Annotated in this window: 29 protein-coding genes; 15 read left to right on the top strand and 14 right to left on the bottom strand. The window is 67.3% G+C overall.

The genetic code is table 11. From position 1 onward, the window contains the following. Positions 1–28 precede the first annotated feature (28 nt). Positions 29–238, top strand: coding sequence for a hypothetical protein (locus tag DVK03_RS01155; protein ID WP_115802039.1), 210 nt, complete (start codon positions 29–31; stop codon positions 236–238). Between the two features lie 38 nt (positions 239–276). Here the strand turns inward: DVK03_RS01155 and DVK03_RS01150 are convergent, their stop codons facing one another. From DVK03_RS01150 to DVK03_RS01115, 8 genes are all read right to left on the bottom strand, one after another. Beyond that, positions 277–726, bottom strand: a complete 450-nt coding sequence (locus DVK03_RS01150) for a hypothetical protein (RefSeq protein WP_115802038.1) — start codon at positions 724–726, stop codon at positions 277–279. A gap of 89 nt (positions 727–815) precedes the next feature. Beyond that, positions 816–1,505 (bottom strand): urease accessory protein UreF, encoded by a 690-nt coding sequence (locus tag DVK03_RS01145; protein ID WP_115802037.1) that lies wholly within the window; start codon positions 1,503–1,505, stop codon positions 816–818. After that, positions 1,502–2,122, bottom strand: a complete 621-nt coding sequence (locus DVK03_RS01140; protein ID WP_115802036.1) for an urease accessory protein UreE — start codon at positions 2,120–2,122, stop codon at positions 1,502–1,504. The genes DVK03_RS01145 and DVK03_RS01140 overlap by 4 nt, the downstream gene beginning before the upstream one ends. Beyond that, positions 2,122–3,021 carry an urease accessory protein UreD gene (locus tag DVK03_RS01135; protein ID WP_115802035.1) on the bottom strand — a complete coding sequence of 300 codons (900 nt, stop codon included), beginning with the start codon at positions 3,019–3,021 and terminating at the stop codon, positions 2,122–2,124. Before DVK03_RS01135 ends, DVK03_RS01140 begins: the two co-directional genes overlap by 1 nt. After that, positions 3,021–3,644: an urease accessory protein UreG gene (ureG, locus tag DVK03_RS01130; RefSeq protein ID WP_004065640.1), complete on the bottom strand. Its 624-nt coding sequence runs from the start codon at positions 3,642–3,644 to the stop codon at positions 3,021–3,023. Before ureG ends, DVK03_RS01135 begins: the two co-directional genes overlap by 1 nt. Beyond that, positions 3,641–4,030, bottom strand: coding sequence for an urease subunit gamma (locus tag DVK03_RS01125; protein WP_115802034.1), 390 nt, complete (start codon positions 4,028–4,030; stop codon positions 3,641–3,643). Before DVK03_RS01125 ends, ureG begins: the two co-directional genes overlap by 4 nt. Further along, entirely contained in the window at positions 4,027–5,733 is a 1,707-nt protein-coding gene (ureC, locus tag DVK03_RS01120) for an urease subunit alpha (protein ID WP_115802033.1), read from the bottom strand. Before ureC ends, DVK03_RS01125 begins: the two co-directional genes overlap by 4 nt. After that, positions 5,730–6,149: an urease subunit beta gene (locus DVK03_RS01115; protein WP_006600796.1), complete on the bottom strand. Its 420-nt coding sequence runs from the start codon at positions 6,147–6,149 to the stop codon at positions 5,730–5,732. The genes ureC and DVK03_RS01115 overlap by 4 nt, the downstream gene beginning before the upstream one ends. 531 nt (positions 6,150–6,680) lie before the next feature. On the opposite strand from DVK03_RS01115, the gene DVK03_RS01110 reads away from it, so the two are divergent. From DVK03_RS01110 to DVK03_RS01090, 5 genes are read left to right on the top strand one after another with little or no spacing between them, the layout of a single operon-like run. After that, the gene (locus DVK03_RS01110) at positions 6,681–7,958 is read left to right on the top strand and encodes an urea ABC transporter substrate-binding protein (RefSeq protein WP_115802032.1); all 1,278 of its coding nucleotides are present in this window, start codon (positions 6,681–6,683) and stop codon (positions 7,956–7,958) included. Between the two features lies 1 nt (position 7,959). Further along, the gene (gene urtB / locus DVK03_RS01105; protein WP_004065650.1) at positions 7,960–8,898 is read left to right on the top strand and encodes an urea ABC transporter, permease protein UrtB; all 939 of its coding nucleotides are present in this window, start codon (positions 7,960–7,962) and stop codon (positions 8,896–8,898) included. Beyond that, entirely contained in the window at positions 8,899–9,999 is a 1,101-nt protein-coding gene (locus tag DVK03_RS01100; protein ID WP_115802031.1) for an urea ABC transporter permease, read from the top strand. It abuts the gene before it with no gap. Between the two features lie 26 nt (positions 10,000–10,025). Next, positions 10,026–10,784 (top strand): ABC transporter ATP-binding protein, encoded by a 759-nt coding sequence (locus DVK03_RS01095; RefSeq protein WP_115802030.1) that lies wholly within the window; start codon positions 10,026–10,028, stop codon positions 10,782–10,784. Beyond that, positions 10,781–11,482, top strand: a complete 702-nt coding sequence (locus tag DVK03_RS01090) for an ABC transporter ATP-binding protein (RefSeq protein ID WP_115802029.1) — start codon at positions 10,781–10,783, stop codon at positions 11,480–11,482. The genes DVK03_RS01095 and DVK03_RS01090 overlap by 4 nt, the downstream gene beginning before the upstream one ends. 6 nt (positions 11,483–11,488) lie before the next feature. Here the strand turns inward: DVK03_RS01090 and DVK03_RS01085 are convergent, their stop codons facing one another. Both DVK03_RS01085 and DVK03_RS01080 read right to left on the bottom strand, forming a co-directional pair. Then, complete coding sequence (locus DVK03_RS01085) at positions 11,489–12,094, bottom strand: protein sorting system archaetidylserine decarboxylase (RefSeq protein ID WP_115802028.1); 606 nt, start codon at positions 12,092–12,094, stop codon at positions 11,489–11,491. Further along, a complete protein-coding gene (locus tag DVK03_RS01080) occupies positions 12,094–13,119 on the bottom strand; it encodes an AAA family ATPase (protein WP_115802027.1) in 1,026 nt (341 codons plus the stop codon). The genes DVK03_RS01085 and DVK03_RS01080 overlap by 1 nt, the downstream gene beginning before the upstream one ends. A 136-nt stretch (positions 13,120–13,255) precedes the next feature. Here DVK03_RS01080 and rnz point away from each other — a divergent pair, with 136 nt between their 5' ends. Together rnz and DVK03_RS01070 are read left to right on the top strand one after the other, a co-directional pair. After that, positions 13,256–14,203: a ribonuclease Z gene (gene rnz, locus DVK03_RS01075; protein ID WP_006600802.1), complete on the top strand. Its 948-nt coding sequence runs from the start codon at positions 13,256–13,258 to the stop codon at positions 14,201–14,203. A 47-nt stretch (positions 14,204–14,250) separates the two neighbouring features. Next, entirely contained in the window at positions 14,251–15,129 is an 879-nt protein-coding gene (locus tag DVK03_RS01070) for a PhzF family phenazine biosynthesis protein (protein ID WP_115802026.1), read from the top strand. A gap of 42 nt (positions 15,130–15,171) precedes the next feature. On the opposite strand, the gene DVK03_RS01065 is transcribed toward DVK03_RS01070, so the two are convergent. Together DVK03_RS01065 and DVK03_RS01060 are read right to left on the bottom strand one after the other, a co-directional pair. Then, on the bottom strand, positions 15,172–15,516 hold the full coding sequence (locus DVK03_RS01065; protein ID WP_115802025.1) for a hypothetical protein: 345 nt from the start codon (positions 15,514–15,516) through the stop codon (positions 15,172–15,174). Positions 15,517–15,524: 8 nt separating this feature from the next. After that, on the bottom strand, positions 15,525–16,544 hold the full coding sequence (locus DVK03_RS01060; RefSeq protein ID WP_115802024.1) for a prohibitin family protein: 1,020 nt from the start codon (positions 16,542–16,544) through the stop codon (positions 15,525–15,527). Positions 16,545–16,726: 182 nt separating this feature from the next. On the opposite strand from DVK03_RS01060, the gene DVK03_RS01055 reads away from it, so the two are divergent. Next, complete coding sequence (locus tag DVK03_RS01055; RefSeq protein WP_115802023.1) at positions 16,727–18,727, top strand: DUF460 domain-containing protein; 2,001 nt, start codon at positions 16,727–16,729, stop codon at positions 18,725–18,727. Positions 18,728–18,742: 15 nt separating this feature from the next. On the opposite strand, the gene DVK03_RS01050 is transcribed toward DVK03_RS01055, so the two are convergent. After that, positions 18,743–19,120, bottom strand: coding sequence for a hypothetical protein (locus DVK03_RS01050; RefSeq protein ID WP_006600804.1), 378 nt, complete (start codon positions 19,118–19,120; stop codon positions 18,743–18,745). A gap of 20 nt (positions 19,121–19,140) precedes the next feature. Here DVK03_RS01050 and DVK03_RS01045 point away from each other — a divergent pair, with 20 nt between their 5' ends. Together DVK03_RS01045 and DVK03_RS01040 are read left to right on the top strand one after the other, a co-directional pair. Further along, positions 19,141–20,127 (top strand): tyrosine--tRNA ligase, encoded by a 987-nt coding sequence (locus DVK03_RS01045; protein ID WP_004065671.1) that lies wholly within the window; start codon positions 19,141–19,143, stop codon positions 20,125–20,127. Between the two features lie 91 nt (positions 20,128–20,218). After that, a complete protein-coding gene (locus DVK03_RS01040; RefSeq protein WP_115802022.1) occupies positions 20,219–21,067 on the top strand; it encodes an alpha/beta hydrolase in 849 nt (282 codons plus the stop codon). 25 nt (positions 21,068–21,092) lie between these two features. Here DVK03_RS01040 and DVK03_RS01035 read toward each other — a convergent pair whose 3' ends face one another. Further along, positions 21,093–21,272, bottom strand: a complete 180-nt coding sequence (locus DVK03_RS01035) for a hypothetical protein (RefSeq protein WP_115802021.1) — start codon at positions 21,270–21,272, stop codon at positions 21,093–21,095. A gap of 105 nt (positions 21,273–21,377) precedes the next feature. Here DVK03_RS01035 and eif1A point away from each other — a divergent pair, with 105 nt between their 5' ends. The 4 genes from eif1A (at position 21,378) to thsA (ending at position 25,183) form a co-directional block, all read left to right on the top strand. After that, the gene (eif1A, locus tag DVK03_RS01030; RefSeq protein ID WP_004045248.1) at positions 21,378–21,668 is read left to right on the top strand and encodes a translation initiation factor eIF-1A; all 291 of its coding nucleotides are present in this window, start codon (positions 21,378–21,380) and stop codon (positions 21,666–21,668) included. 101 nt (positions 21,669–21,769) lie between these two features. Continuing rightward, positions 21,770–22,642 carry a serine/threonine-protein kinase Rio1 gene (rio1, locus tag DVK03_RS01025; RefSeq protein ID WP_004045247.1) on the top strand — a complete coding sequence of 291 codons (873 nt, stop codon included), beginning with the start codon at positions 21,770–21,772 and terminating at the stop codon, positions 22,640–22,642. 93 nt (positions 22,643–22,735) lie between these two features. Continuing rightward, complete coding sequence (locus DVK03_RS01020; protein ID WP_004065679.1) at positions 22,736–23,278, top strand: KH domain-containing protein; 543 nt, start codon at positions 22,736–22,738, stop codon at positions 23,276–23,278. A gap of 252 nt (positions 23,279–23,530) precedes the next feature. Then, the gene (gene thsA, locus DVK03_RS01015; RefSeq protein WP_004065681.1) at positions 23,531–25,183 is read left to right on the top strand and encodes a thermosome subunit alpha; all 1,653 of its coding nucleotides are present in this window, start codon (positions 23,531–23,533) and stop codon (positions 25,181–25,183) included. The last annotated feature ends 229 nt before the right edge of the window (positions 25,184–25,412 follow it).

Raw genomic sequence — 25,412 nt, 5'->3', positions numbered from 1 at the left:
CTATGAGCGAGCGCGTCGAAGCGGAGGCATGTCGCGCACGGTTCGAGAGGTTCTCGCGGAAGCGTACGACCCCGACCCACAAGCGATGGTCATCGTCGCGATGGGGTCGTCGTTCCTGCTGTTTTCGCTCCTGTCGTACCCGGCCGGGTCGAACCCGTACTACCTGTTCGGTCTCGTGGTGGCGGTCCTCTCGCTCGTCGTCTCGGTCGTGGTGCTGGCCGTCGAGACGCGCCGGTAGCCGAGGCGACCGGAGATGACTGGAGGCGACTGAGACCGTTAGAGGACTTCCTTCTGCAGTGAGATTTCCCCGTCCGAGCCGACGCGCACCATCACGTACTCGTAGTCCTGAATCCGCCCGTCGTAGGCCACTTCGCCGTCGACGAGGAGTTCCACGTCGCAGGTCTCGGCGTCGGCCTGTCGGATGAGCGTCTCCGTCTCGCCGGGCGAGAGTTCGATGTCGCTCTCGCGGCACGCGGGGTTCAACACGACTTCGCCGGAGAAGCCATCGTCGACCCGGACGCGAACGAGCTCCGACCCCTCGCAGAACTCCGTCCGACCGCAGTCGCTCGTGGTGGTCGCGGCCCGTCCGGATTCGGTCGACTCCGACTCGGAGGTGTTGGTTCCGGTCGTGGTCGTCGTCTCGGTCGGGGATTCGGCGGGGCCGCCGAGACATCCCGAGAGGAGGGCGAGCGAGCCGAGAGACGCGAGGACCCGTCTGCGCTGCATGAGAGGTTGTTCATCTGTCACGTTAAGTGCCTTGTGTGCTCGACGTCCCTCGCCGGGACGGCGCGCTGGCGGCGGTCGCCCGGCCCGACTTAGCTCATGAACAGCCGCCGGTCGGCGCGCTCGTGATTCGCGGAGAGAACGTCGATGAGTGGCGCGAACGGCGACATCTCGTCTATCCCTCGGTCGGCGCTGTCGGCGGCGGCCTCGGTCATCACCGGCTGGAGGTCGTGGAGAATCCGCTGGGCGTCGGTGTGTCCGAGCGAGAGCACCCGCTGGGCGGCCCCGACGAGTCCGGTCACGAAGCCGTGACAACAGAGCAGACACGCCTCCGAGGCGTCGATGTCCGCGCTCGCGGCGGCGACACCGAGGACGACGGCGTAGTTCCCGGTCGCGTCGTCGGCGTCGACGACCTCGGCGTACTCGTCGAGGAGGGGCGACTCGCGGAGCTCCCGCTGGAGCGAGAGGAGGCGGTTGCCGGACTGTCGGGCGCTCTTTCTGAACTCCTTGGACAGCGTCGCCGCCGTCAGACGGCGGTCGGCGCGACAGACCGCGTCGAAGTCGCCGTCGCGGGCGGCGGTGTGAGCCGCCCGAAGCGCGACCAGTTCGCACGGGCCGACCTGCTGTTTGAGATACGTCGATAGCAACGCCCGGAGGTCGTCGGCGTCTTCGACCCGATTTTCCTGAACGAACTGTTCGAGGCCGTAGGAGGCGGTGTACGTCCCGACCGGGAGGAACGAATCGGCCAACCGAAAGGATTCGAGCCGAGCGCCGTCGGTCATCGCTCGTCCCCCCGAGCGGACCGGAGCAGGCCGTCGTGGCTGTGGTCGTGATCGCCGTGGCTGTGGTCGTGATCGCCGTCCCCGTGACTGTGCCCGCCGTGGTGGTGGTCGCCGTGGCTATGGCTGTGGTCGCCGTGGCCGTGGTCGGGTCCACCGTCGTCGAAGAGAGCCGGCGAGACGGTCTCGCGTCGGGTCGTCACGCCCGGCGGGAGGTGGTCCGCGACGGTCGCTTCCATCCGCTCGTAGGTGTCGGGAACCGGGAACAGCGCCTCGCCGTCACGGATGGCGAGGTCCCAGTGGCGGTTGCCGAGCGCGTGACCCAGTTCCACCGCGGCGGTCGTGGACACGTCGGCGGCGCCCACGTCGACGACGAGCACGTCGATAGCCGCGAGTTCGACCACGACGAGGTCGCCAGTCTCCGTTTCGAGCACGTCGCCGTCGTCGAGTTCGCGCCCGACGACGACGCCGAGGTCCCGGCCGTCTTCGGTCTCGGTTCTGACGCGCGAGCGCCGTCGGTCGTCGTCGGACAGCACCACGCGGGCGGCGTCGGCCTCGTCGAGTCTGGCTCGGACCGCCGGGTCGTCCCGGTGGCCGAGGTAGGTGTCGGCGACGAGCATCAGTACTTCCTCCCGGACGGCGCGGGGGCGTCGAGTAACGCCCGCCGCGCACGGTCCCAGGCGGCGTCGCACGCGGTCCGGACGGTGTCCGCGCAGTCACCGAGCGCGCGAACCGCGACACCGGCGTCGTTCGGCAGTTCGGTCGCGCCGGCGCGGGCGTCGGTAGCCGCGACCGCCTCGTGGAGGTCGTCGCTCAACGAGGCCGCGTCTCGGCCCGGCGCGACGACAAACAGGGTCCCGTAGACCGCGTGCTCACCGAGGAGTCCCGGCGCGCTCGGGTCCGACTCGTCGGGCGCGAGATGCGTGGCGTCCTCGAACAGGAGGCCGTCCGGGCCGGTCGCGCGCAGTCGAGAGCGATAGCGGTCGAACTCGAACCGCTCGCCGCGGGCGAGTCGCCCCGAGACGACCACGTCGCCGACGATAGCCGTCGCGCCGTCTGCGACGTCGAGACGCAGGTCTTGCGTGTACCGGGCGTCCGCGTGGAGAATCGTCGGCTCCGGCACGTAGTCGAGGTGGCCGCCGGCGGCGACCGACAGCGCGGTGTCGACGCCGGCGTAGTTGCGCTCCATCGTCTGCACCTTCGTCGAACTCTGCGTCGAGACGTGCGCGATTGCGTCGGCTTCGACCGCGATGGTCAGGTCGTGGCGGTCGCCCTGCGCGACGCCGCCGGTCGGCGACTGGACGAACACCGTCTCTGCCTCGGGGTGCGGGTCGTGGCCGAGCGTTCCCGAAATATGGAACGGCACGGTCGCGTAGTCGTGGACGAGCGCCGTCCCGCGGCTGGTCCGCTCGAACGTCAGTTCGAGGACGCCGTCTTTTCCCGGCGCGCCGACCGCCGCCTGCGGGACGGGCTCCGCCGCGTACCGCTCGAACGACGGCGGGGGCGAGTCGGCGGCCATCAGGCGAACAGCACCCCTTCGCGAACGTGCGTCAGCACCTCCTCGATGCCCGTCTGAGAACGACAGTCGGTGAAGACGAACGGCCCGCTTCGGACCGCCTTCGCGTCCCGCTCCATCACGTCGAGGTCGGCGTCGACGTGCGGCGCGAGGTCGGTCTTGTTGATGACGAGCAGGTCGCAGTCGACGACGCCGGGGCCGCGCTTCCGCGGGATGTCGTCGCCCTCCGCGACGCTGATGACGTACAGCGAGTAGTCCGCGAGCTCGGGGTTGAACGTCGCCGCGAGGTTGTCGCCGCCGCTCTCTATCAGCACGATATCTAGCTCGGGGTGGTCCGCGAGGAAGTCGTCTATCTGCTGGAGGTTCATCGACGGGTCCTCCCGGATGCCCGTGTGCGGGCACGCCCCGGTCTCGACGCCCGCGACGAGGCTCTCGGGGACGACCCCGGCGAACCGCTCGCGCAACACGTCGGCGTCCTCCTGGGTGAGGATGTCGTTTGCGATGACGCCGACGTTCAGCCCCTGTTCGCGAAGCTGCGGCACGAGTTCGGTCAGAAGCGACGTCTTGCCCGACCCCACGGGCCCGCCGATACCGACCGTCGCCACGTCGCGGTGTGTGAGGCTCACGCGTCGTCACCCCCGCTCGCATCGGTCTCGTCGCCCCCGTCGGTCGCCGCGTCCGCAGCGTCGTCGGCGGTGCCGACGCTGTCGGACCGGATGGGGTCGTGGACGGTGACGAGCTTGGTGCCGTCGGGGAACATCGGTTCGACCTGAATCATGTCGATCATCTCGGGGACGCCGTCCATGACGTCCTCGCGGCCGAGCAACTGCGACGCCCCGGAGCGAATCTCGGCGACGGACTGTCCGTCGCGGCCGCGCTCGATACACCAGTCGGTGATGTACGCGACCGCTTCGGGGTGGTTCAGCGGGACGCCGCGCTCCTTGCGGCGTCGCGCGACCTCTGCGGCGGTGAAGACCGTGAGCCGTTCCTGTTCTTTCGGGGTGAGTTTCATAGCGTGTACCGCTGTGCGAGGGGGAGTTCGGAAGCCGGTTCGCAGGTGACGAGTTCGCCGTCGACTTCGACCTCGAACGTCTCGGGGTCGACGTCGATGTCGTCGGGGCAGTAGTCGTTGTACAGCATGTCCTCCTTGCCGGGCGTGCGCGTGCCGCCCACCGGGACGACCCGCGAGTCGAGGCCGTACGCCTCGCCGACGTCGTTGTCGGCGGCGGCCGGGGAGACGAACGACAGCGAGAGGCCGTGTTTGGCCTTGCCGTCCGCGCCGGCCCGCCGGCGCTGGAGAATCGGTTCGCACGTCATCAACGAGCCGTTGGCCTCGCCCATCTCCGAGTGGACGGGGAAGCCGCCTTTGAATATCATCGCCGGCTTGACGCCGAAGAACGCGGGGTCCCACAGCACCACGTCCGCGAGTTTGCCGGGTTCGAGCGTGCCGACGTAGTCGTCGATACCCGCGGATATCGCGGGGTTGATGGTGTACTTCGCCAGGTAGCGCTTGATGCGGTGGTTGTCCGCGCCGGTCCCCTCGTCTTCGGGGAGCGGCCCGCGTTGGGACTTCATCTTCGAGGCGGTCTGCCACGTCCGCGAGACGAGTTCGGCCTGCCGACCCATCGCCTGCGAGTCGGTCGTCATCATCGAAATCGCGCCCATGTCGTGGAGCACGTCCTCGGCGGCGATGGTCTCGGCGCGCACCCGCGATTCCGCGAACGCCACGTCCTCGGGCACGTCGGGGTTGAGATGGTGACACACCATCACCATGTCGAGGTGCTCGTCGAACGTGTTGTCCGTGTACGGCATCGAGGGGTTCGTCGACGACGGGAGCATGTTCGGCTCGCCGACCAGTTCCATGATGTCGGGGGCGTGACCGCCGCCCGCGCCCTCGATGTGGAACAGGTGCATCGTCCGGCCGTCGACGGCCGCGAACGTGTTCTCGACGAAGCCGGCCTCGTTGAGCGTGTCCGTGTGCATACACACCTGTACGTCCTCGTCTTCGGCCACGTCGAGGCAGGTGTCGATTGCCGCGGGCATCGACCCCCAGTCCTCGTGCAGTTTGAGCGCGCACGCGCCGGCTTCGACCTGCTCGATGAGGGGTTCGGACGTGGACGCGTTCCCCTTGCCGTAGAAGCCGACGTTGACGGGCCACGCCTCGGCGGCTTGGAGGAACCGCTTGATGTTCTGCGGGCCGGTCGTGCAGGTCGTCGCGCCGCCGCCGTAGCCGCCGCCGAGCATCGTCGTGATGCCGGACGCCAGCCCGTGTTCGTGCAGTTGCGCGGAGTTCCAGTGGACGTGGATGTCGAGCGCGCCGGCGGTCGCAATCTTCCCCTCGGCCGGGTAGACGTCGGTCGCCGGGCCGACGACCATGTCCACGCCGTCCATCGTGTCGGGGTTGCCCGCCTTGCCGACGCCGACGATGTCGCCGTCGCGGATGCCGATGTCGCCGGCGACGACGCCGAGAACCGGGTCGATGACGGTCGCGTTCGTGATGACCCAGTCCAGCGCCCCGTCTGCTTGGGTCACGTCGGGGGCCATCCCCAGACCGTCGCGGAGCGTCTTCCCGCCGCCGAAGACGGCCTCGTCGCCGTGCGTCCGGTAGTCCGTCTCGACCTCGGCGAACAGTTCGGTGTCGGCCAGTCGGACGCGGTCGCCCTCCGAGGGGCCGTACAGGTCGGCGTAGGCCTCGCGGTCGATGTCCTTCGTCATTCGCTCGACCCCTCCGCGGTGCCGTGTTCGTCGTCGGAAGCGCCGGTGTCAGCGAACCCGGCCGCGCGCAGGCGCTCGACGGCGGCGCTCGGGTCGGTGTCGACGCTGCCGTTGACCATCCCGTTCATCCCGTGGGCGCGGCGCTTGCCGCCGATAGCGACCAGTTCGACCGACGTTTGGTCGCCGGGTTCGAACCGGACCGCGGTCCCCGCGGGGATGTTCAACCGCATCCCGTAGGCCGCCTCGCGGTCGAACGACAGCGCGGCGTTCGCCTCGAAGAAATGGAAGTGAGAGCCGACCTGTATCGGCCGGTCGCCGGTGTTCCCCACCGTCACCTCGGCCGTCTCTCGCCCCTCGTTCAGCGTGATGGTCCCGTCGGCGGTGATGACCTCACCGGGAACGAACTCGCCGGTCATAGCGACACACACCGAACGGACGCGTTCGTGTCGGAATGACCAAATGGATATTCACACATCTTTATCGACATATTCGAGACATTTAGGATAAATATGGCCAGGAGAACAATATTTGCCCTGTCGGGGTCCGAGATGCTACTGGTTTGTCTATCGGACTCCGGTGGACCGAACCGCGCGGGAACCGGCCGCTCACGCCCCGAACACCTATCAAATATTCGAACTGTTCGGAAATAACTGAATTTCTTTAAATTAGTGAACCAATAAAATCTGATGTGTCGAGTATGTCGCAGATGTTACGAGATTACTTTCGGTTACACATGTCTAATGTTTACCTTTTCCAACCTTATACCACTATATTCAATAGATGTAAAATTAATACTCGATTGAGAACCCTTTTATATATCCTTCAGAACGGAGACATGTGTTCGAAAACGTTGACAAACGCACTGCTCTCGTGCAGATTGCTGAAGATTCATCCATTATCTACGCAAAATCGGAGGATTCACGAGTGTCGTTCGGGGGTGTCGGTGAATGAACGACCGACTCGTAAGTCGGCGTCAGTTCCTCGGGTCGGCGGCGGCGGTCGCCGGGACCGCGTTCGCCGGGTGTATGGGAGGTACGTCGTCCAGCAGCGACACGATAACCCTCGGGATACTCGAAGACCGCTCGGGAAACTTCGCGCTGGTCGGTGACCCGAAGTACAAGGCGTCGCTCCTCGCCATCGAGGAGATTAACGAAAACGGCGGCATCAACGGCCAACAGATCGAGGTTTTCGACCCCGACCCGCAGTCCGACAACCAGCGCTACCAGGAGTTGACGAGGCGCGCAATCAATCAGGAGAACGTCGACGCGCTGTGGGCGGGCTACTCCTCTGCGACGCGGGAGGCGATTCGGCCCATCATCGACCGTGAGGACCAACTGTACTTCTACACGACCCAGTACGAGGGCGGCGTCTGCGACCAGAACGTCTTCGCCGTCGGGCCGACCGCCCGCCAGCAGTTGGGGAGCGTCCTCCCGTACCTCGTCGAGGAGTACGGCCCGCGGATCTACACCATCGCCGCCGACTACAACTTCGGACAGCTCTCGGCGGACTGGGTGCGGGTCCTCGCCAACGAGAACGGCGCGGAGGTCATCGGCGAGGAGTTCATCCCGCTTTCGAACTCCCAGTTCGGTTCGACCATCAACCGCATCCAGGAGGCCGACCCCGACTTCGTGATGTCGATGCTCGTCGGCGCGAACCACACCTCGTTCTACGAGCAGAAGGCCTCCGCCGGGCTGGACGTGCCCATCGGAACGTCGACGGCGATGGCGCAGGGGTACGAGCACCTCCGGCTTGACCCGCCCGCGATGGAGAACATCTACGCCGGGGTCAACTACATGGAGGAAATCCCGACCGAGCGGAACACGGAGGACGGCGGCTTCGTCGACCGGTACTTCGAGAAGTTCCCCGACGCGCCGTATCTCAACGAGGAGGCCGAGAACAACTACTTCTCTATCTACATGTACAAGCAGGCGGTCGAGCAGGCCGGGACGACCGACCAAGCGGAAGTGAAGGCCGCGCTCGAATCGGGCATCACGTACGAGGCGCCCGAGGCCCCCGCGGGCGAGAGCATCGCGCTGGACGGGGCGACCCACCACGTCGACCACCACATGTGGGTCATGCGGGCGGACGGAGAGCACAACGTGGAGGCGGTCGACGACCGCGTCATCCCCGAGACGTTCCTCTCGGAGACGGTCGGCTGCGACCTCGCCAGCGAAGACGAGGAGAACCAGTACACACCACAGGACTTCTACGAGGTGGCGGGGTAAGATGGTAAATCCGCTGAACTTACTGTTTCAGTTCCTCGATAGCTTCGCGTTCATCGTGCTGGCGGCCGCTGGCCTCGCCGTCATCTTCGGCATCATGGGCGTCATCAACCTCGCCCACGGCGAGTTCATCATGGTCGGCGCGTACGCCACGACGCTGGCGAACATCCGCCTCGGCCTCCCGCTGCCGGTCGCGATGCTGGCCGGGGTCGCCGTCTCGGCGGTGTTCGGCCTCGTCGTCGAGCGGGTCGTCATCTCCGGGTCGGTGCCGAACGCGGTCAGCCAGCGGGCGCTCGGCCGCGACGTGGTCGAGCCGCTGTACGACCGCCTCGCGGATTCGATGGTTGCGACGTGGGGGTTGAGCCTCATCATGGTGCAGGGCGTCCGCATCACGCTGGGCAACTCGCTGCCCCAGATCGGGACACCGCTCGGGGAAATCGCGTACGGCGGCTACTCCTACTCGACGTACCGCGTGTTGCTGGCGGGCGTCGCCGTCGGCGTGCTCGCGCTGACGTACTACCTGTTTACCCACACCGAGTACGGAATGCGCGCCCGCGCGACGATTCAAAACGAGCGAATCGCAAAGGCGCTCGGCGTCGACACCGAGCGGACGTACATGACGACGTTCGCAATCGGCTCCGGGATGGCCGGGCTGACGGGCGCGCTGTACGCGCCGACGGTGACGATGGTTCCGACCCTCGGCAGCTCGTTCCTCGTGGAGTCGTTCGTCGCCGTCGTCGTCGGCGGCCCGGGCGTCGTCCTCGGGACGACGCTGGCCGGCGGGCTGCTGGGCTCCATCAACGCCCTGTTTTCCAACCTCGTCGGGACGTTCTTCGGTCGCATCGCCCTTCTCGCCACCGCTATCGTGATGATTCGGTTCCTGCCCGACGGCATCACCGGCTTCATCGAAACCGTCCGCGCGCGGCGGCAGGAGGACGCGTAGATGTCGAGCGGAAGCGCCGACGACACCGGGGTTCTCGCCCGACTGCGGCGGCGGGTCGAAGGTCCTAACACCGTCGGTGACTCGCGGGGGTTCTGGGTCGGCTTCGCCGTCGTCGTCGCGGCGCTGTTGGCGTACCCGTTTCTCGCCGGGTCCTATCAGGCGTCGCGGTTCTCGCTGTTCTTCGTGTACGCCTTCCTCGGCCTCTCGCTGTCGGTCGTCTGGGGCTACTCCGGCGTGCTGAGCTTCGGCCAGGTGGTGTTTTTCGGCATCGCCGGCTACACCTTCGGGGTCGTCTCGGTGAACGTCCCGACGCCCCTCGGCATCTCGACGGCGTTCCTCGTCGGCATCCTCGGCGGGGCGGTCGCTGCCGCGGTGCTCGGCTACTTCATGTTCTACGGCGGGGTGCGGGACGTCTACGTCACCATCATCACGCTGGTGTCGACGCTCGTGCTCCACACGTTCATGGCCCAGACCGCGGGCGACGAGTGGACCATCGGAAGCGCCGCGCTCGGCGGCTTCAACGGTATGCCGACGATTCCGACCCTCTCGCTCGGCGTCGGGCCCGCCGCGGTCACCTTCGACAGCGTCTCGTTCTACTACTTCGTGTTGGCGCTGCTCGTCGCCACGTATCTCGGACTGCGGGCGCTCGTCAACTCGGATTACGGGCGCGTGATGGTCGCCGTCCGCGAGGACGAAGACCGCACCCGGATGTTCGGCTACGACGTGCGGCGCGTGAAGCTCACCGTCTTCACCATCGGCGGCGCGCTCGCCGGCCTCTCGGGCGTGCTGTACGCCTCGTGGGGGAACTACGTCAGCCCGCAGGTGTTCGACCTCGCGTTCGCCTCGCTGCCCGTCATCTGGGTGAGCGTCGGCGGCCGCAAGACGCTCCTCGGAGCCGTCGTCGCCACCGTCGGCATCGAGTTCGTCCGGAACTCGCTCGGCGGCGAGTGGGCGTTCGTCGCGGTGGGTGCGCTGCTGTTGGTGTTCATCCTCGGACTCCCCGGTGGCATCGTCCCGTGGGTTCGCCAGACCTACGTCGAACTACGCGGCGGCGCGGCGACGCCGACGCCGTCGGAGAACCCGGAGGTGACTGAGTCATGAGCACACACAACACGAGCGGGCCGCAGATGCGACAGACCGCAGCACAGAGAGCGACCGGACGGACCACGGACACGCTGTTGCAGACCGAGGGTCTGCGGAAGGACTTCGGCGGCTTCACCGCCACCGACGAGGTGGACTTCAGCGTCGACGAAGGCGAGCTTCGGTGTCTCATCGGCCCGAACGGGGCCGGGAAGTCGACGCTGTTGAAGCTCATCACGGGGACCTACGCCCCGACCGCGGGCAACGTCTACTACGACGGAAGCGACATCACCGACGCCGACCCCCACCAGCGGGTCAGACGCGGGATTAGCATCAAGTTCCAAGTCCCGTCGGTGTACGGGAACCTGACGGTTCGGGAGAACGCGCGGCTCCCGATTCAGCGGTTCGCTGACGGCGCGGAGCGCCGGCAGCTCGTCGACGACGCGATAGCCGCGGCCGGACTCGACGGCTACGAGAACGCCCAAGCGAGCGCGCTCTCCCACGGCCAACAGCAACAGCTCGAAATCGGGATGGCCGCCGCGTTGGAACCGGAACTACTCTTGCTAGACGAACCGGTCGCCGGACTCGACATCGCGGAGCGCGAGGCCATCGCAGAGCGCATCACGCGGCTCAACGAGGAACAGAACATCGCGTTCGTCGTCATCGAACACGATACCGACTTCGTCGCGGACATCGCCGACGAGGTGACGGTGCTGCACAAAGGCGACGTGTTCCGCGAGGGCTCTATCGGCGAGATAGAGTCCGACCCGGCCGTCCAGCGCATCTACCTCGGGGGAAAGCAATGATACTCGAACTCGACGACGTGTCGGCCGGATACGGTACGACGCCGATTCTGCGCGACGTGAACCTCCGGGTCGAGGCGGGCGAAATCGTCGGCGTGATGGGCAAAAACGGCGTCGGGAAGACGACGCTGATGAAAACCGTCATCGGCCTCCTCGACGCGACCGAGGGGACGATTACGTACGCCGGCGAGGACGTCACCGCCGCCGGCGCGGACGAGCGCGCCCGGGCCGGGATGGGCTACATCCCGCAGGGCCGCGAGGTGTTCCCGAAACTCAGCGTCGAACAGAACATCAAGATGGGCGAGACGGTCAACGCCGGCAGCGACGACCTGCTGTACGACGAGATATACGACTACTTCCCGATTCTCCAGGAGCGCGCCGACCAGCAGGCCGGCACGCTCTCCGGAGGACAACAGCAGATGCTCGCCATCGCCCGGGCGCTCGTCTCGAACCCCGACGTGCTGCTTCTGGACGAGCCGAGCGAGGGCATCCAGCCCTCCATCGTCGACCAGATAAGCCGCGACATGAAGCGAATCAACGACCAACTCGGGACGACCATCCTCTTCGTCGAACAGAACCTCGGCGTCATCCGCGAACTGGCCGACCGGTGTTACGCGATGGAGCGCGGCACGTTCGTCGACACGGTGGGCCCCGAGACGCTAGCCGACGAAGACGCGCTCGCGGAGTACCTGGCCGTTTAGCGACGCTCACTCCCGCCGCGCCAACACCGTCTCGCCCGCCCGCACCGACTCACCCTTCTCGACGACCACGTCTTCGGAGCCGAACTCCGGTGGTAACAGCACGTCGGCCCGCGAGCCGAAGTCGATGTGGCCGAGTTTCTGGCCGCGGACGAGTTCGTCGCCGGGCGCGACGTACGAGTGAATCCGCCGGGCGAACGCGCCGGCGATGAGCGACACTTCGTGGTCGCCCGCGTCGGTGTCGAGTTCGATATCGACGCGCTCGTTGCGGTCGGAGTCCTTCGAGAACGCCGGTTTGTGCGCGCCGGGGCGGTGGGTGACGGTTCGGACCGAACCGGAGACGGGCGCGCGGTTGACGTGCACGTCGGTGACGTTCATGAACACGCCCACGCGGACGCGGCCGTCCTCGACGCGAATCACGGAGACGCGCCCGTCGGCGGGGGCGACGACGCCCGGTTCGTCGGGGGGCGAACGCTCGGGGTCCCGGAAGAACCAGAGGACGAACGCGCCGACCGCGAGAAGCGCGGCCCCGAGCGGTGGGAAGACGACCGCCGCGACCGCCGCGCCGACGAAGGCAGGAAGGGCGAACCGTCGGTAGCCGGGTGCGAACCGCATTATGCCTCGCCGCGGACGTCCGCGCCCCAACTCGTGAGGAGGTGGGTGATGTGCAGTCGGTCGTCGATGCCCGTCGAGATGTCGAGGTCGACCTGCCCCGCGAGTTCGTGCAGGCGGGCGAGTTCGCCGTCGGCGAAGCGCTCGGGGGTCGAGTCGGCGACGCGGAGGATGTCGCGGAGGAGCTCCTGCCCCTCGTAGCCCTCGTCGTCGAGGAGCGTCGTGAGGGTCTTGCGGGCGTCCTTGATGTCGCCCTCGCGGGCGTTGATGAGGAGCGTCTTCAGCTCGTCGTCGAAGCCCACGTCGCCGAGGGCGGCGTGGACCGTGGACATGGTGACCTCGTCAGCCTCGGTGGCCGTCCGCTGGGCCGAAAGCACGGCTTTTCGGACGTTGCCGTTCGAGGCGTCGGTGAGGAACTGGAGGCCGCCGGCGTCGTAGTCGACGCCCTCGGCGTCGAGGATGTCGGCGAGGAGGGCTTCGAGCGCCTCGTCGTCGGGCGCGGGCATGGGAACCGGGAAACACCGCGAGCGAATCGGCGGGATGAGCTTCGAGGGCTGGCGCGTGGTGATGACGAACTGCGTGGTCCGGTGGTGCTGTTCCATCACGCGGCGGAGCGCCTGCTGGAAGTCCTCGCGGATTGATTCGGCGTTGTCGAGGACGATGGTCTTGTACTCGCCTGACATCGGGGCGTAGCCGGCGGACTCCTTGAGCACGCGGTTTATCATGTCGCGTTTCGCCATGCGACTGCGGCCGTCGAGGAACTGCTCGAACCGCGGGTCGGCGCGAATCTGCTTTTTCGTCCGGTTGAAGAAGTCCGCGACGTTGAGTTCGATGAGGTCGTTTTCGGGGTCCGCGTGCGCCTCACGGGCCAGCGCGCGGACGGCGGCGGTCTTGCCGACGCCCGGCGGGCCCTGCACGACGAGGTTCATCGGTTCGTCCACGGCGCGTCGGAGGCGGTCGCGGACCTCCGGCTGTGGGAGGTCGTCGAGCCCCGGCGCGTGCGTCTCGGTCCACAGCGGCGCGTCCATTGGACTCCGGTAGCAGACGGTCGGGTAAGAATCGGTCGGTCCGGGGCGTCGGGGGCCGCACCGCCTCGGGGCGGCGAGCGGCCGCGACGGATTCGACGCACGTTTAGTCCCGCCGGTATCATTCTGGAGCATGTCCATGCGCGCGACCTTCCTCGGGACCGGCGGGGCCGTCCCCACCACGGCGCGTGCGCCGAGCGCGTTCCTCGTGAACCGCGACGGCGAGCGCCTGTTGTTCGATTGCGGGGAGGGCACCCAACGCCAGATGATGCGCTACGGGACCGGGTTCGGCGTCAGCCACCTGTTCGTCACCCACCTCCACGGCGACCACATCCTCGGCATCCCCGGGCTGATTCAGACGCTCGACTTCAACGACCGCGACGACTCGCTTGCCATCCACGGCCCGCCGGGGAGCAAAGGCCACCTCGAACAACTCGTCCACGCCGGCGGCTACCAGCCCGGCTTCCACGTCTCCGTCCACGAGGTCCGACCGGGGAACGTCGCCTACCGCGCCGACGACTACGAGGTCCGCGCGTTCGACACCGAACACCGGACCGCCTCGGTCGGCTACGCCCTCGTCGAGGACGACCGCCCCGGCCGGTTCGACCGCGAGAAGGCCGAGGAACTCGGCGTCCCCGTCGGCCCGGCGTTCGGCCGCCTCCACGCCGGCGAGGACGTGGAGCTCGAAGACGGAACCGTCGTGCGCTCCGAGCAGGTGGTCGGTGACCCCCGACCCGGCAGAACCGTCGTCTACACCGGCGACACCCGCCCGCTCGACTCGACCGTCGAGGTCGCCCGCGACGCCGACCTGCTCGTCCACGACGCGACGTTCACCGACGAGGAGGCCGAGCGGGCGAAACAGACCGCGCACTCGACCGCGCGGGAGGCCGCCCGCGTCGCCCGCGACGCAGACGTGCGGCGGTTCGCGCTGACGCACATCTCCGCCCGGTACGCCGCCGACCCGAGCCCGCTTCTCGAACAGGCCCGCGAGGTGTACGACGGCGAGGCGTTCGTCGCCGAGGACGGCCAGAAACTGGAGGTCCCGTACGCCGACAGCGACGGCGGCGGGGCGGAGACCGGGGAGTAGTCCGGGGCCGCGGTACGCTTTTCCCCCGCCCGCGCGCACCCGTCGATGTGCCGCAGAACGCCTTCCACACCGTCGACGTGTTCGCCACGGCGAAGTACGCCGGCAACCAACTCGCCGTCTTCGAGGACGCGGACGCGCTGCGTTCCGAGCAGATGGCCGCGCTCGCCAACGAGATGAACTACTCGGAGACGACGTTCATCGAGGGCGGGTCGCCCGACGATGGCTACGACGTTCGCATCTTCACGCCGGACGGCGAGATTCCGTTCGCCGGACACCCGACGCTCGGGACGGCCGCCGTCCTCCGCGACCACTTCGGCGCGGGCGACGAGGTGACGCTGAACCTCGGCGTCGGTCCGATTTCGGTCGAGGTCCGGTCCGACGGAAGCGACAGCGAGCAGTACTGGATGACGCAGAACGCGCCGAGGTTCGGCGCGGAACTCGACCGCGAGACGCTCGCGGAGGTGCTGTCGCTCGACGCGAACGACTTCGACGCCGACTGGCCGATACAGGTCGTCTCGACCGGCCTCCCGGCGGTGATGATTCCGCTCCGCGACCGCGACGCGCTCGCCCGGAGCGAGGTGTTCACCCCGGCGTACCGGTCGTTCTTCGACGACGTGGGCGTCGAGAACCTCTTTCTGTTCTGTCCGGACCCCCGCGACGACGCGAACGACTTCGCGGCGCGGATGTACGCGCCCGGCCACGGCGTCGCCGAGGACCCCGCAACCGGGAGCGCGAACGGCTGTTTCGCGGGCTACCTCGCCCGCCATCGCTACTTCGGAGACGACGAAATCGAGGTCACGGTCGAGCAGGGCTACGAGATGGGTCGACCGTCCCACCTCCACCTCGAAGCCGAGGACCGCGGCGACGAGGTGGCGGTCCGCGTCGGCGGGCGCGTCGAGTTCGTCTCGACGGGCAGGCTCGTCTGAGCGGCCGCTGAACGGGCCATCGAGCCGAAAGACGAGGTCGGGTCAGTCGCGGTGGGCGTCGCAGACCGGGTTCTCGCCGTCGTCGATGAGGACGACGGGAACCCCGAGGACGACCCACTCGCGGACGTAGCGCCGGCGCGTCGTCGCGGGCGACCCGCACTCGACGCAGGCGGCGTCCGCGGACTGGGCGGCCGATTCGATGATTCTCGTCCGCGGGCCGACGGCCGTCCGTGGGTACGCCGGCTGTGTTGCGAGGAGCGCCACGAGCGCCGCGGCGACCGCGAGGCCGGCGACCGGCAGGACGAACCGGCCGACGCCGGAGCGCGCGAGGACGCCGACGATGACGAGCAACGCGACCGCGACGGCCAGTTCACGGAGGAGACGCATCGACGGCGTCAGGTGCTCGTCTCGTTTTCGGAGCCGGACGAAGATGACGAACTGGACGACCCCGACGAACTGGACGACGCGGAGCGAGCGTCCGACGACGAACCGGCGGACGAACTCGACGACGAATCCGACGACGACGAGCCGTCGTTATCCAGCGACCGGACGAACTGCGGGTAGCCGCCGTCACCGACCGGGATGTAGACGGTGTCCGTCTCGTCGAGTTTCTCGATGTACTTCTGGGCCAGCACCTCGTCGGACAGCGACTGGGCGATGATGCGGTTGGCGTCGGCCTGCCCCTGTGCCTCGATGCGCTTGCGCTCGGCCTCCAACTCCTCGACGGCGAGTTCGTCCTGCTTCTGCTGGCGGCGCTGTTCGGTGATTTCCTTCTGTTCGACCGCCTGCGCGTACTCGGCGGGGAGTTCGACGTTGCGAACCTGCACCGCTTCGAGGATGAGGCCGTCGTCGGCGAACTCCTCTGCGAGTTCCCGCTCGGCGGCGGCCTTCAACTGGGTCTGGCCCTCGCCGGTGTAGATGACGGTGACGGGGAGCCGACCGGCCTCGGTCCGGAGCACCGAGCGAATCGACGGGCGAATCAGGCGCTCTTCGGCGGTTTCGAGCGTCCGGTAGTTGCGGTAGAACTCGACCGCCTGCCCGGCGTCGATGCGGTAGCGGACGGTCACGTCGATGTCCGTCCGGAGACCGTCTTCGGTCAGGACGGTGATGGCGTCGTCGCCCCGTTTGTCACCTTCGCTCGTCGACGACGACATCGTGTACGACTGCGGTCGCACCGACAGCGACGAGGTCGACTGCGAGACGGGGTTGACGAAGTGCGCGCCGGGTTCGAAGACGGTGCCGGTGGTCGCGCCCCACTTCTTGACGACCTTGACGTTCCCCTCTTCGACGGGTTCCCACGCGAGGAGCCCGGCGATAGGGGCGGCGATAAGGAGGAGGGCGACGACACCGATGAGGGCGATGCGCGTCAGCGACCGGGAGGTCACCGACGGCGGGTCGGGGATGTCAGAACTCATCACTCTGGTTTCAAATAGCCGAGACTTGTTTGTTTCGTGTCAAACGTAGGTCGCGGCGGGGTGTCGGCGGTGTCGGCGGCGAGCACCCGCTCGGCGGCCGAGTCGCGCAACCGCGACACCCGGCCGCGTCGGCACCCGCGACCGGCGTGGAGTATATATCCGGCGCGGCCCTAGTCGCCGTCGTGAACGACCGGACGAGTGCGCTCGACTCGGTCGTCTTCGGCGTCGACATCCAGAGCGGCGATATCCGCGGCGACTCGCCGTCGTACGCGCTGGTCGTGTTGGACACCCGAGACACCGAGTCAGACGAGGTCCGAATCGAACGAGACGTGGTCTCCTTCCGCAAGTTACGCCGACTCATCGAGCGCGACGAACCGCGCGTCGTCGCCACGGACAACATGTACGAGTTGGCGACCGACAAGGACGATTTAGTCCGCTTCCTGCGGTGGCTTCCCCACGGGACGCAGTTGGTGCAAGTGACCGGCGCGGAGCGACCGGAACCGCTCTCGCGGGTCGCCTCGCGCCACGGCGTCCCCTACGGCAAAGACCCGATGAAGGAGGCCGAGGCCGCGGCTCGACTCGCCCTCGGCAACGTCGGCTACGAGGTCGCCGCCTTCGAGAACACGACGACCGTGAAGGTCTCTCGCGGCCGCTCGACCGGCAAGGGCGGGTGGAGTCAGGACCGCTACACGCGCCGCATCCACGGGTCGGTCAAACAGCAGGCCCGCGAGGTCGAGTCCGCGCTGAAGGAGGCCAACCTCGACTACGAGCGGGACGTGACCGAGAAGTACGGCGGCTACTCGCAGGCGCTGTTTACCGTCGAAGCGCGGCCCGAGGACATCCCCGTGTCCACCCACCGCTCGGGCGACACCCGCGTCGAAATCGAGCGCGAGCGCCGCGACGGCATCGAGTTCGAACCGCTCGTGAAGCGCCGCGACCGCGTCATCGTCGGCATCGACCCCGGAACGACCACCGCCGTCGCCGTCGTCGGCCTCGACGGGCGCGTCCTCGACGTGCACTCGACGCGCACCGCCGACACCGCCGCCGTCATCGAGTGGCTCATCGAGCGCGGGCGGCCCAGCCTCGTCGCCGCCGACGTCCAGCCGATGCCCGAGACGGTCGAGAAGTTCCGCCGGAGCTTCGACGCCGCCGGCTGGGCCCCCGCGAGCGACATCCCCGTGGACGAGAAGCTCCACCGAACCCGCGAGGTCGACTACGAGAACGACCACGAGCGCGACGCCCTCGCCGCGGCGCTGTTCGCCTTCGACGACCACGAAGACCAGTTCGAGCGCATCTCCCGGAAGGTCCCCGCCGACGTGGACAGAGAGGAGGTCATCGCCCGCGTCCTCACCAGCGAGGAGTCGGTCGAGGCCGTCCTCCGCGAGATGGACGACGACGCCGACGACGGCGGCGACGACGCCGACGACGAATCCCACGAGGAGCCCGAACTCACGCCCGAAGAACGCGAGATTCGGGAGTTGCGGTCGCGGGTCGAGCGCCTCGAATCGCACGTCGAGGACCTGAAATCGACCATCGAGGAGAAAGACGAGACCATCGAGGAGTACAAAGACGAACTGTCCGACGCCCGCCGCGAGGAGCGCCGCGAGGCCCGCGAGCGCCGAGAAGTCACCCGGCTCGAACGCGAGAACGGCCGGTTGGAGCGGAAGGTCGAATCGCTCGAATCCGACAAGGCGGAGCTCGCAGACAAGCTCGACCAGCTGAAGTCGCTGTGGAAGCTCGACCACTCGAACTTCGCGGACGTGAACACCGACGGCAGTTTGGTGCCGGTCAAAATCGTCGAACAGTTCACCAACGGCGCGCTCGACCACACCGTCGAGGAGTACGGCATCGCCGCGGGCGACGTGGTCTACCTCCGCGACGCCAGCGGGGCGGGGCGGACGACCGCCGAGCGCCTCGCCGAGTTCGACCCCAAGGTCGTCCTCCGGTCGGGCAACCTCTCGGAGGTCGCAGACGAGGTGCTGTTCGAGGCCGACGTGCCGGTCGCACCCGCCGACGGCGTGACGATTCAGGAGATAGACGAACTCGCCGTGGCGAAGGAGTCCGAAGTCGAATCTGCAATTTCCGACTGGGAAGACCGGGCGGAAGAACGGCAGAAGGAACAGCGCGAGGAGATGGTCGACCAGATTATCTCCGAACACCGCGCCGAGAACCGGCGCGGATAGCGTCGAGTCGGGTTTTCAGTCGGTCGCGTCGTGGCCGACGACGACGGCGACCACGAAGTACAGCGCCGCGCCGACGAGCGGCAGTAAGAAGGCGATGACGGCCCAGAACGTCGCGTTTCGCCCCTTGAGCGTCGCGTCCTTGTGGACTCGGTACGGCAGGTAGACGTGGAACGCGAGAAAGTAGACGGCGAAGCCGAGGATGTACGGGAGGAGGTCGCCGCCGCGGACCGACGCCCACATGACCGCGAGCAGGCCGAAGACGACGAGGATGAGCGCGGCGAAGATGATGACGGGCGCACGCGTCGTGGTTCCTGAGTCGGACATCACCCGGAGTTGGGACCGGTGGATGTTGTCCGTTTCGCCCGCGGGCGGCTTCCAGAAGTCATATGCCACGTCCCCGACACCGGACGTGTATGGACGCATACGACCTGATCACTCGGAACGCCTCCGAAGTGGTCACGGAGGACGAAGTGCGCGCGCTGGCCGACGACCCCGAGGGCAAGCGAGCGTACGTGGGCTACGAGCCCTCCGGCGTCCTCCACATCGGTCACATGCTCACCGCCAACAAGCTCATCGACCTCCAAGCGGCGGGCTTCGAAGTCGTCGTGCTGCTGGCGGACGTACACGCCTACCTCAACGGGAAGGGCACGTTCGAGGAGATTCGTGAGACGGCCGAGCGGATGAAAGCGCAGTTCATCGCCTACGGCCTCGACGAGAGCCAGACGGAGTTCGTCCTCGGCTCGGAGTACCAGCTCGACGAGAGCTACGTCCTCGACCTGCACGCGCTCGAACTGGAGACGACGCTCTCGCGCGCCGAGCGCGCCATGGCCGAAATCAAAAGCGGCGACGGCGTCACCGTCGCGCAGGCGGTCTACCCCATCATGCAGGCGCTCGACATCGTCTACCTCGACGTGGACCTCGCCATCGGCGGGATGGAACAGCGCAAGGTCCACATGCTCGCCCGCGACACGCTCCCGAGCATCGGCGAGGAGTCGCCGACCTGCATGCACACGCCGCTCATCGCGGACCTCGGGACGGGCATCGGCAAGATGTCCTCCTCCGAGGGCGTCACCATCTCGATGGAGGACTCCACGGAGGACATCGAAGACAAGGTTAACGGCGCGTTCTGCCCGCCGACGGCCGACCCCGAGCCGACCGACGAGGGCGAGGCGCGCGAGAACCCCGTCCTCCAGATTTTCGAGTACCACGTCTTCCCGCGCTTCGAGCGGGTCGTCGTCGAGCGCCCCGAACAGTACGGCGGGAACCTCGACTACGACGACTACGAGACGCTGGAGGCCGACCTCGAATCCGGCGAACTCCACCCGGCCGACGCGAAGGGCGCGCTCGCGGACTACCTCGACGAACTCATCGAGCCGGGCCGCGCGAAGATAGCCGAGTAATCGCCGCGCCTCGCCGGAACGATACCCTTTTCGACGGTTCGTGACTCGCCGTCACCCAAACCGATAGAAGCCGCCGGCTCGACGAGTCGATATGCCCCGCCCGTCCGACGTTCTCGTTCATCGAAACCGCACGATCACCGACCGCGAGGAGCGCACGCTGACCGCGGACGTGTACTGTCCCGACTCACCGGCGGCCGAGATGGGCGGCCCGGCCGAGACGACCGAACCGGCCGAGACGACCGAACCGACCCGGCCGCTCGTCGTCTTCGTCTACGGCGGCGCGTGGGAGACCGGTTCGACCGGCCAGTTCGCCCGCTGGGCGCTCGACGCCGCCGACGAGGGGTTCGTCGCGGCCGAGGTGTCGTACCGACTCGGGCACGAAGCGCCGTTCCCCGCGCAAATCGAAGACGTGTGCGAGGGCATCGACTGGCTGACGGACCGCGCCGACGAGTTCGGAATCGACACGGACGCCGTCGCCGTCGTCGGTCACTCCGCGGGGGCGCACCTCGCGTTACTGGCGGCGCTTTCGGACGGCGAGTTCGGTCGCCGGACCGACATCGACGCCGCGGTCGGCGTCTCCGGCGTCTATGACCTCCGAGCCGACGACCACGAGCGCGCCGGCGAGTCGCTGCCGCTGTTCGAGAACCGGCCGTCGGCCGCCGAGTTGCGCCGGTGTTCGCCGATTACCTACGTGGATGACGACACCGACGCCGATGCCGATGCCGATGCCGACGCGCCGCCGACGCTGTTGCTTCACGGGAGCGAGGACTCGGTCGTCGCACCGGACCAGAGCGCCCGGTTGGCGGACGCGCTCGAAGCGGCCGGAACACAGGTCGAGTACGACGCCGTCGACGCGGCCGACCACGTCTTCTTGCACTCGTCGTACCACTATCCCGCGGTGCGAAAACGGGTGTTCTCGTTCCTCCGCGAATCGCTGTGAGCCGAGGGCCGGAGTCGAAGGCCCGTCAGGCCATCCCGAACATCTTCATGACGCCCTCGGCGAGGCCGCCGGCGACGAGGCCGAGCCCGGCGACGACGAACGCGAGGCCCGCCGCGACGACGGGGGCCTGATAGGCGACGATACCGATACCCACGAGCAGCGAGACGACGCCGGCGATACCCTTCGTGCCGAGTTTGTCGAGCATACCACGACGGCGTTTCGGGACGGTCCTAAACGCGTCGTTCCGTCGGACGCTTCCTACCGGCCGAACGTCGGCGGATTTAACCATGCCCACGTCGAACGCTCGCGCATGAGCGACGACGAGAACGAGAGCCGCCGAGACCTTCGAATGCCGAACGACGACGAAGTGTTCGCCGTCGTGACGAACATGCTCGGGGCCAATCGTATTCGCGTCCGCTGTGCCGACGGCGTCGAGCGGACCGCTCGCATTCCCGGACGGATGCAGAAGCGAATCTGGATTCGAGAGGACGACGTGGTGCTCGTCGAGCCGTGGGACTGGCAGGACGAGAAGGCCGACGTGAGCTGGCGCTACGAGAAGTCCGAAGCCGACCAGCTCCGCCGCGAAGGTCACATCCAGTAACGCGCACGTCCGAGACGGCGCGCCGTTTGTTGTTTGTTCCCCGAAGACGCCGAACCCGGAGCCTGTGCCCTTTTCATCTCGCCTCTCGTAGCCCTAGTCCAATGACTGACGAGTTCGGCATGGTCGAACCCCAGGAGGGCGAGGCGTTCGGCGACGAGTGGGAGGAGATAGACGTCTCCGACGACGAGGCGGACCGCATCGCGCGCCGCAAGGACCGCGACTTCGACGAGTTCCGGATGCGGTTGAAGGACGCCGACCAGTTCAAAGTCGAGCAGTCGGTGTTCGACGACGCGACGTTCGCCGCCATCTACAAACTCGTCCAAGACGGGCACATCGACGCGTTCGGCGGGCCGATTTCGACGGGCAAGGAGGCCAACGTCTTCGAGGCGCTCGGCGGCGACGACGCGGACGTGGCGGTCAAGATATACCGCATCAACGCCTCCGACTTCCGGCACATGCGCGACTATCTCGAAGGCGACCCGCGCTTCGAGAACATCGGCCACGACAAGGGACAGGTCGTCCGCGCGTGGGTCAGAAAGGAGTTCGCCAACCTCGAACGCGCCCAGCGCGCCGGCGTCCGCGTGCCGAAGCCCATCGCGGTCCAGCGGAACGTCCTCGTGATGGAGCTCGTCGGCGTCGTCGACGACCGGGCGCGGCGGCTCTCGGAGGTGCGCGTCGAGAACCCACAGACAGCCTACGAAGTCGTCCGCGAGTACATGCGTCGGCTCCACCGCGCCGGCCTCGTCCACGGCGACCTCTCGGAGTACAACCTCATCATCCACGACGGCGAACTCGTCGTCATCGACCTCGGACAGGCCGTCACGGTCCACCACCCGAACGCCGAGGAGTTCCTCCGGCGGGACTGCCGCAACGTGGCCAACTTCTTCCGGCGGCAGGGGGCCGACGCCGACGGCGACTCGCTGTACGAGTTCGTCACGGGCGACGAGGGCGAGGACGGAGACGGAGACGAGTAGCAACCCAGACCCGCCGCGAGACGGGTGTGCGACCGAGACACGCGGCGACCCGCCGAGCGAACGCTTAAACCACTCCGACGGGTATCGGGTGATATGCAGCACGTCAAGGTGCCGCAGGACCGTATCGGTGTTCTCATCGGCGAAGGTGGCTCGACGCTCCGAGAGATAGAGAGTCGCGCGGAAGTCCGACTCGACGTGGACTCGGAGAACGGCAGCGTCGCCATCGACAGCGTCGGCGACCCCGTACTCGGCATGGTCGCTCCCGACGTGGTTCGAGCGGTCGGCCGCGGCTTCGCCCCGGAGGACGCGATGGCGCTCCTCGACGACGACATGATGATGTTCGAACTCATCGATATCGACCGGCACACCCGAAACAAAAACGACATGCGGCGGCAGAAGGGCCGCCTCATCGGCGAGAACGGCCGCACCCGTGAACTCATGGAAGAGCTGACGGGTGCCGACGTGGTCATCTACGGCTCGACGCTCGGCATCATCGGCCAGCCCGAAGAGGTCGAGGTCGTCCGCCGGGCCGTCGAGATGATTCTCGACGGTGCCCCCCACGGCGCGGTGTACTCCTTCCTCGAACGGAAGCACAACGAACTGACCCAGGGCTTCAACGTCCGACAGAACAACTGAGACGCCACCGCCGACGAGTCCACCCCGACGCGACACGGCACTCGCCCGCATCGTCTTTTCACCGCACCCGCTTCGGGACTGGCGAGACCGCCCGGCGAAAGCCGCACATAAACCGCCGAAATCGACCGCCGTCTCCGGGTCTCAACCACCCCACCGTGTTGCGTTTTGGCATACCAATAAACGAAGCTTTTTTATAGAATCACAAACAATCAGGCGATGACTATGAGCCAGCGAATGCAGCAGGGTCAGCCCATGATCATTCTGGGCGAAGACTCCCAGCGCACATCCGGACAGGATGCGCAGTCGATGAACATCACGGCCGGGAAGGCCGTCGCAGAGGCCGTACGCACGACGCTCGGCCCCAAAGGGATGGACAAGATGCTCGTCGACTCCGGCGGGCAGGTCGTCGTCACGAACGACGGCGTCACCATCCTCAAGGAGATGGACATCGACCACCCCGCGGCCAACATGATCGTCGAAGTCTCCGAGACCCAGGAGGACGAGGTCGGAGACGGCACGACGACGGCCGTCATCAACGCCGGTGAACTCCTCGACCAGGCCGAGGACCTCCTCGACTCCGACGTTCACGCGACGACCATCGCGCAGGGCTACCGTCAGGCCGCCGAGAAGGCCAAGGAAGTCCTCGAAGACAACGCCATCGAAGTCACCGAAGACGACCGCGAGACCCTCCAGAAAATCGCCGCGACGGCGATGACCGGTAAGGGTGCGGAGTCCGCGAAGGACCTGCTCGCCGAACTCGTCGTCGACGCCGTGCTGGCCGTCAAGGACGAAGGCGGTATCGACACCGACAACGTCTCCATCGAGAAGGTCGTCGGCGGCACCATCGACAACTCCGAACTCGTCGAGGGCGTCATCGTCGACAAAGAGCGCGTCGACGAGAACATGCCCTACGCCGTCGAGGACGCGAACATCGCCATCCTCGACGACGCGCTGGAAGTCCGCGAGACCGAAATCGACGCGGAAGTCAACGTCACGGACCCCGACCAGCTTCAGCAGTTCCTCGACCAGGAAGAAAAGCAGCTGAAAGAGATGGTCGACCAGCTCGTCGAGGTCGGCGCCGACGCCGTCTTCGTCGGCGACGGCATCGACGACATGGCGCAGCACTACCTCGCCAAGGAGGGCATCCTCGCGGTCCGCCGCGCCAAGTCCTCCGACCTCAAGCGCCTCGCCCGCGCGACGGGCGGCCGCGTCGTCAGCAGCCTCGACGACATCGAAGCCGACGACCTCGGCTTCGCCGGCTCCGTCGGTCAGAAGGACGTCGGCGGCGACGAGCGCATCTTCGTCGAGGACGTCGAGGACGCCAAGTCCGTCACGCTCATCCTCCGCGGTGGCACGGAACACGTCGTCGACGAGCTCGAACGCGCCATCGAGGACTCCCTCGGCGTCGTCCGCACGACGCTCGAAGACGGCAAGGTCCTCCCCGGCGGCGGCGCTCCCGAGACGGAGCTCTCCCTGCAGCTCCGCGAGTTCGCTGACTCCGTCGGCGGCCGCGAGCAGCTCGCCGTCGAGGCGTTCGCCGAGGCGCTGGACATCATCCCGCGCACCCTCGCCGAGAACGCCGGTCTCGACCCCATCGACTCCCTCGTCGACCTGCGCTCGCGCCACGACGGCGGCGAGTTCGCAGCCGGCCTCGACGCCTACACGGGCGAGGTCATCGACATGGAAGAAGAGGGCGTCGTGGAGCCCCTCCGCGTCAAGACCCAGGCTATCGAGTCCGCGACCGAAGCCGCAGTCATGATTCTCCGCATCGACGACGTCATCGCGGCTGGCGACCTCTCCGGTGGCCAGACCGGCAGCGACGACGACGACGGCGGCGCACCCGGCGGCATGGGCGGCGGCATGGGTGGCATGGGCGGTATGGGCGGCATGGGCGGCGCAATGTGAGCGCCCCAGTAGGCCACCATACACCCACACCCTGACCTTCGCATCGACTCGACTCGCTCGGCCAAATTCACGACGTTTTTTGCGGCTTTACACCCGTTAGCAGCTGCTTTGCCCGCGGACGCGCCGGTTTGGACGCCGTTAATCGAGCGCCCGTGCCGCGCCGTCGGCTACCGCCCCGAGGCGGCGGGCGTATCGACAACTGATTCGTGACAGAAGTTGACAAATCTTT

Origin of the sequence: Haloferax sp. Atlit-109R, from assembly GCF_003665865.1 — an archaeon.
Lineage (GTDB): Archaea > Halobacteriota > Halobacteria > Halobacteriales > Haloferacaceae > Haloferax > Haloferax volcanii.
This window is presented reverse-complemented; position numbering and strand designations above follow the sequence as displayed.

Bases quoted from the DNA above. Each gene is read 5' to 3' on its own strand.
- DVK03_RS01155 (WP_115802039.1), top strand. From the start codon at position 29: ATGTCGCGCACGGTTCGAGAGGTTCTCGCGGAAGCGTACGACCCCGAC.
- DVK03_RS01150 (WP_115802038.1), bottom strand. From the start codon at position 726: ATGCAGCGCAGACGGGTCCTCGCGTCTCTCGGCTCGCTCGCCCTCCTC.
- DVK03_RS01145 (WP_115802037.1), bottom strand. From the start codon at position 1,505: ATGACCGACGGCGCTCGGCTCGAATCCTTTCGGTTGGCCGATTCGTTC.
- DVK03_RS01140 (WP_115802036.1), bottom strand. From the start codon at position 2,122: ATGCTCGTCGCCGACACCTACCTCGGCCACCGGGACGACCCGGCGGTC.
- DVK03_RS01135 (WP_115802035.1), bottom strand. From the start codon at position 3,021: ATGGCCGCCGACTCGCCCCCGCCGTCGTTCGAGCGGTACGCGGCGGAG.
- DVK03_RS01125 (WP_115802034.1), bottom strand. From the start codon at position 4,030: ATGAAACTCACCCCGAAAGAACAGGAACGGCTCACGGTCTTCACCGCC.
- ureC (WP_115802033.1), bottom strand. From the start codon at position 5,733: ATGACGAAGGACATCGACCGCGAGGCCTACGCCGACCTGTACGGCCCC.
- DVK03_RS01115 (WP_006600796.1), bottom strand. From the start codon at position 6,149: ATGACCGGCGAGTTCGTTCCCGGTGAGGTCATCACCGCCGACGGGACC.
- DVK03_RS01110 (WP_115802032.1), top strand. From the start codon at position 6,681: ATGAACGACCGACTCGTAAGTCGGCGTCAGTTCCTCGGGTCGGCGGCG.
- urtB (WP_004065650.1), top strand. From the start codon at position 7,960: ATGGTAAATCCGCTGAACTTACTGTTTCAGTTCCTCGATAGCTTCGCG.
- DVK03_RS01100 (WP_115802031.1), top strand. From the start codon at position 8,899: ATGTCGAGCGGAAGCGCCGACGACACCGGGGTTCTCGCCCGACTGCGG.
- DVK03_RS01095 (WP_115802030.1), top strand. From the start codon at position 10,026: ATGCGACAGACCGCAGCACAGAGAGCGACCGGACGGACCACGGACACG.
- DVK03_RS01090 (WP_115802029.1), top strand. From the start codon at position 10,781: ATGATACTCGAACTCGACGACGTGTCGGCCGGATACGGTACGACGCCG.
- DVK03_RS01085 (WP_115802028.1), bottom strand. From the start codon at position 12,094: ATGCGGTTCGCACCCGGCTACCGACGGTTCGCCCTTCCTGCCTTCGTC.
- DVK03_RS01080 (WP_115802027.1), bottom strand. From the start codon at position 13,119: ATGGACGCGCCGCTGTGGACCGAGACGCACGCGCCGGGGCTCGACGAC.
- rnz (WP_006600802.1), top strand. From the start codon at position 13,256: ATGCGCGCGACCTTCCTCGGGACCGGCGGGGCCGTCCCCACCACGGCG.
- DVK03_RS01065 (WP_115802025.1), bottom strand. From the start codon at position 15,516: ATGCGTCTCCTCCGTGAACTGGCCGTCGCGGTCGCGTTGCTCGTCATC.
- DVK03_RS01060 (WP_115802024.1), bottom strand. From the start codon at position 16,544: ATGAGTTCTGACATCCCCGACCCGCCGTCGGTGACCTCCCGGTCGCTG.
- DVK03_RS01045 (WP_004065671.1), top strand. From the start codon at position 19,141: ATGGACGCATACGACCTGATCACTCGGAACGCCTCCGAAGTGGTCACG.
- DVK03_RS01040 (WP_115802022.1), top strand. From the start codon at position 20,219: ATGCCCCGCCCGTCCGACGTTCTCGTTCATCGAAACCGCACGATCACC.
- DVK03_RS01035 (WP_115802021.1), bottom strand. From the start codon at position 21,272: ATGCTCGACAAACTCGGCACGAAGGGTATCGCCGGCGTCGTCTCGCTG.
- eif1A (WP_004045248.1), top strand. From the start codon at position 21,378: ATGAGCGACGACGAGAACGAGAGCCGCCGAGACCTTCGAATGCCGAAC.
- rio1 (WP_004045247.1), top strand. From the start codon at position 21,770: ATGACTGACGAGTTCGGCATGGTCGAACCCCAGGAGGGCGAGGCGTTC.
- DVK03_RS01020 (WP_004065679.1), top strand. From the start codon at position 22,736: ATGCAGCACGTCAAGGTGCCGCAGGACCGTATCGGTGTTCTCATCGGC.
- thsA (WP_004065681.1), top strand. From the start codon at position 23,531: ATGATCATTCTGGGCGAAGACTCCCAGCGCACATCCGGACAGGATGCG.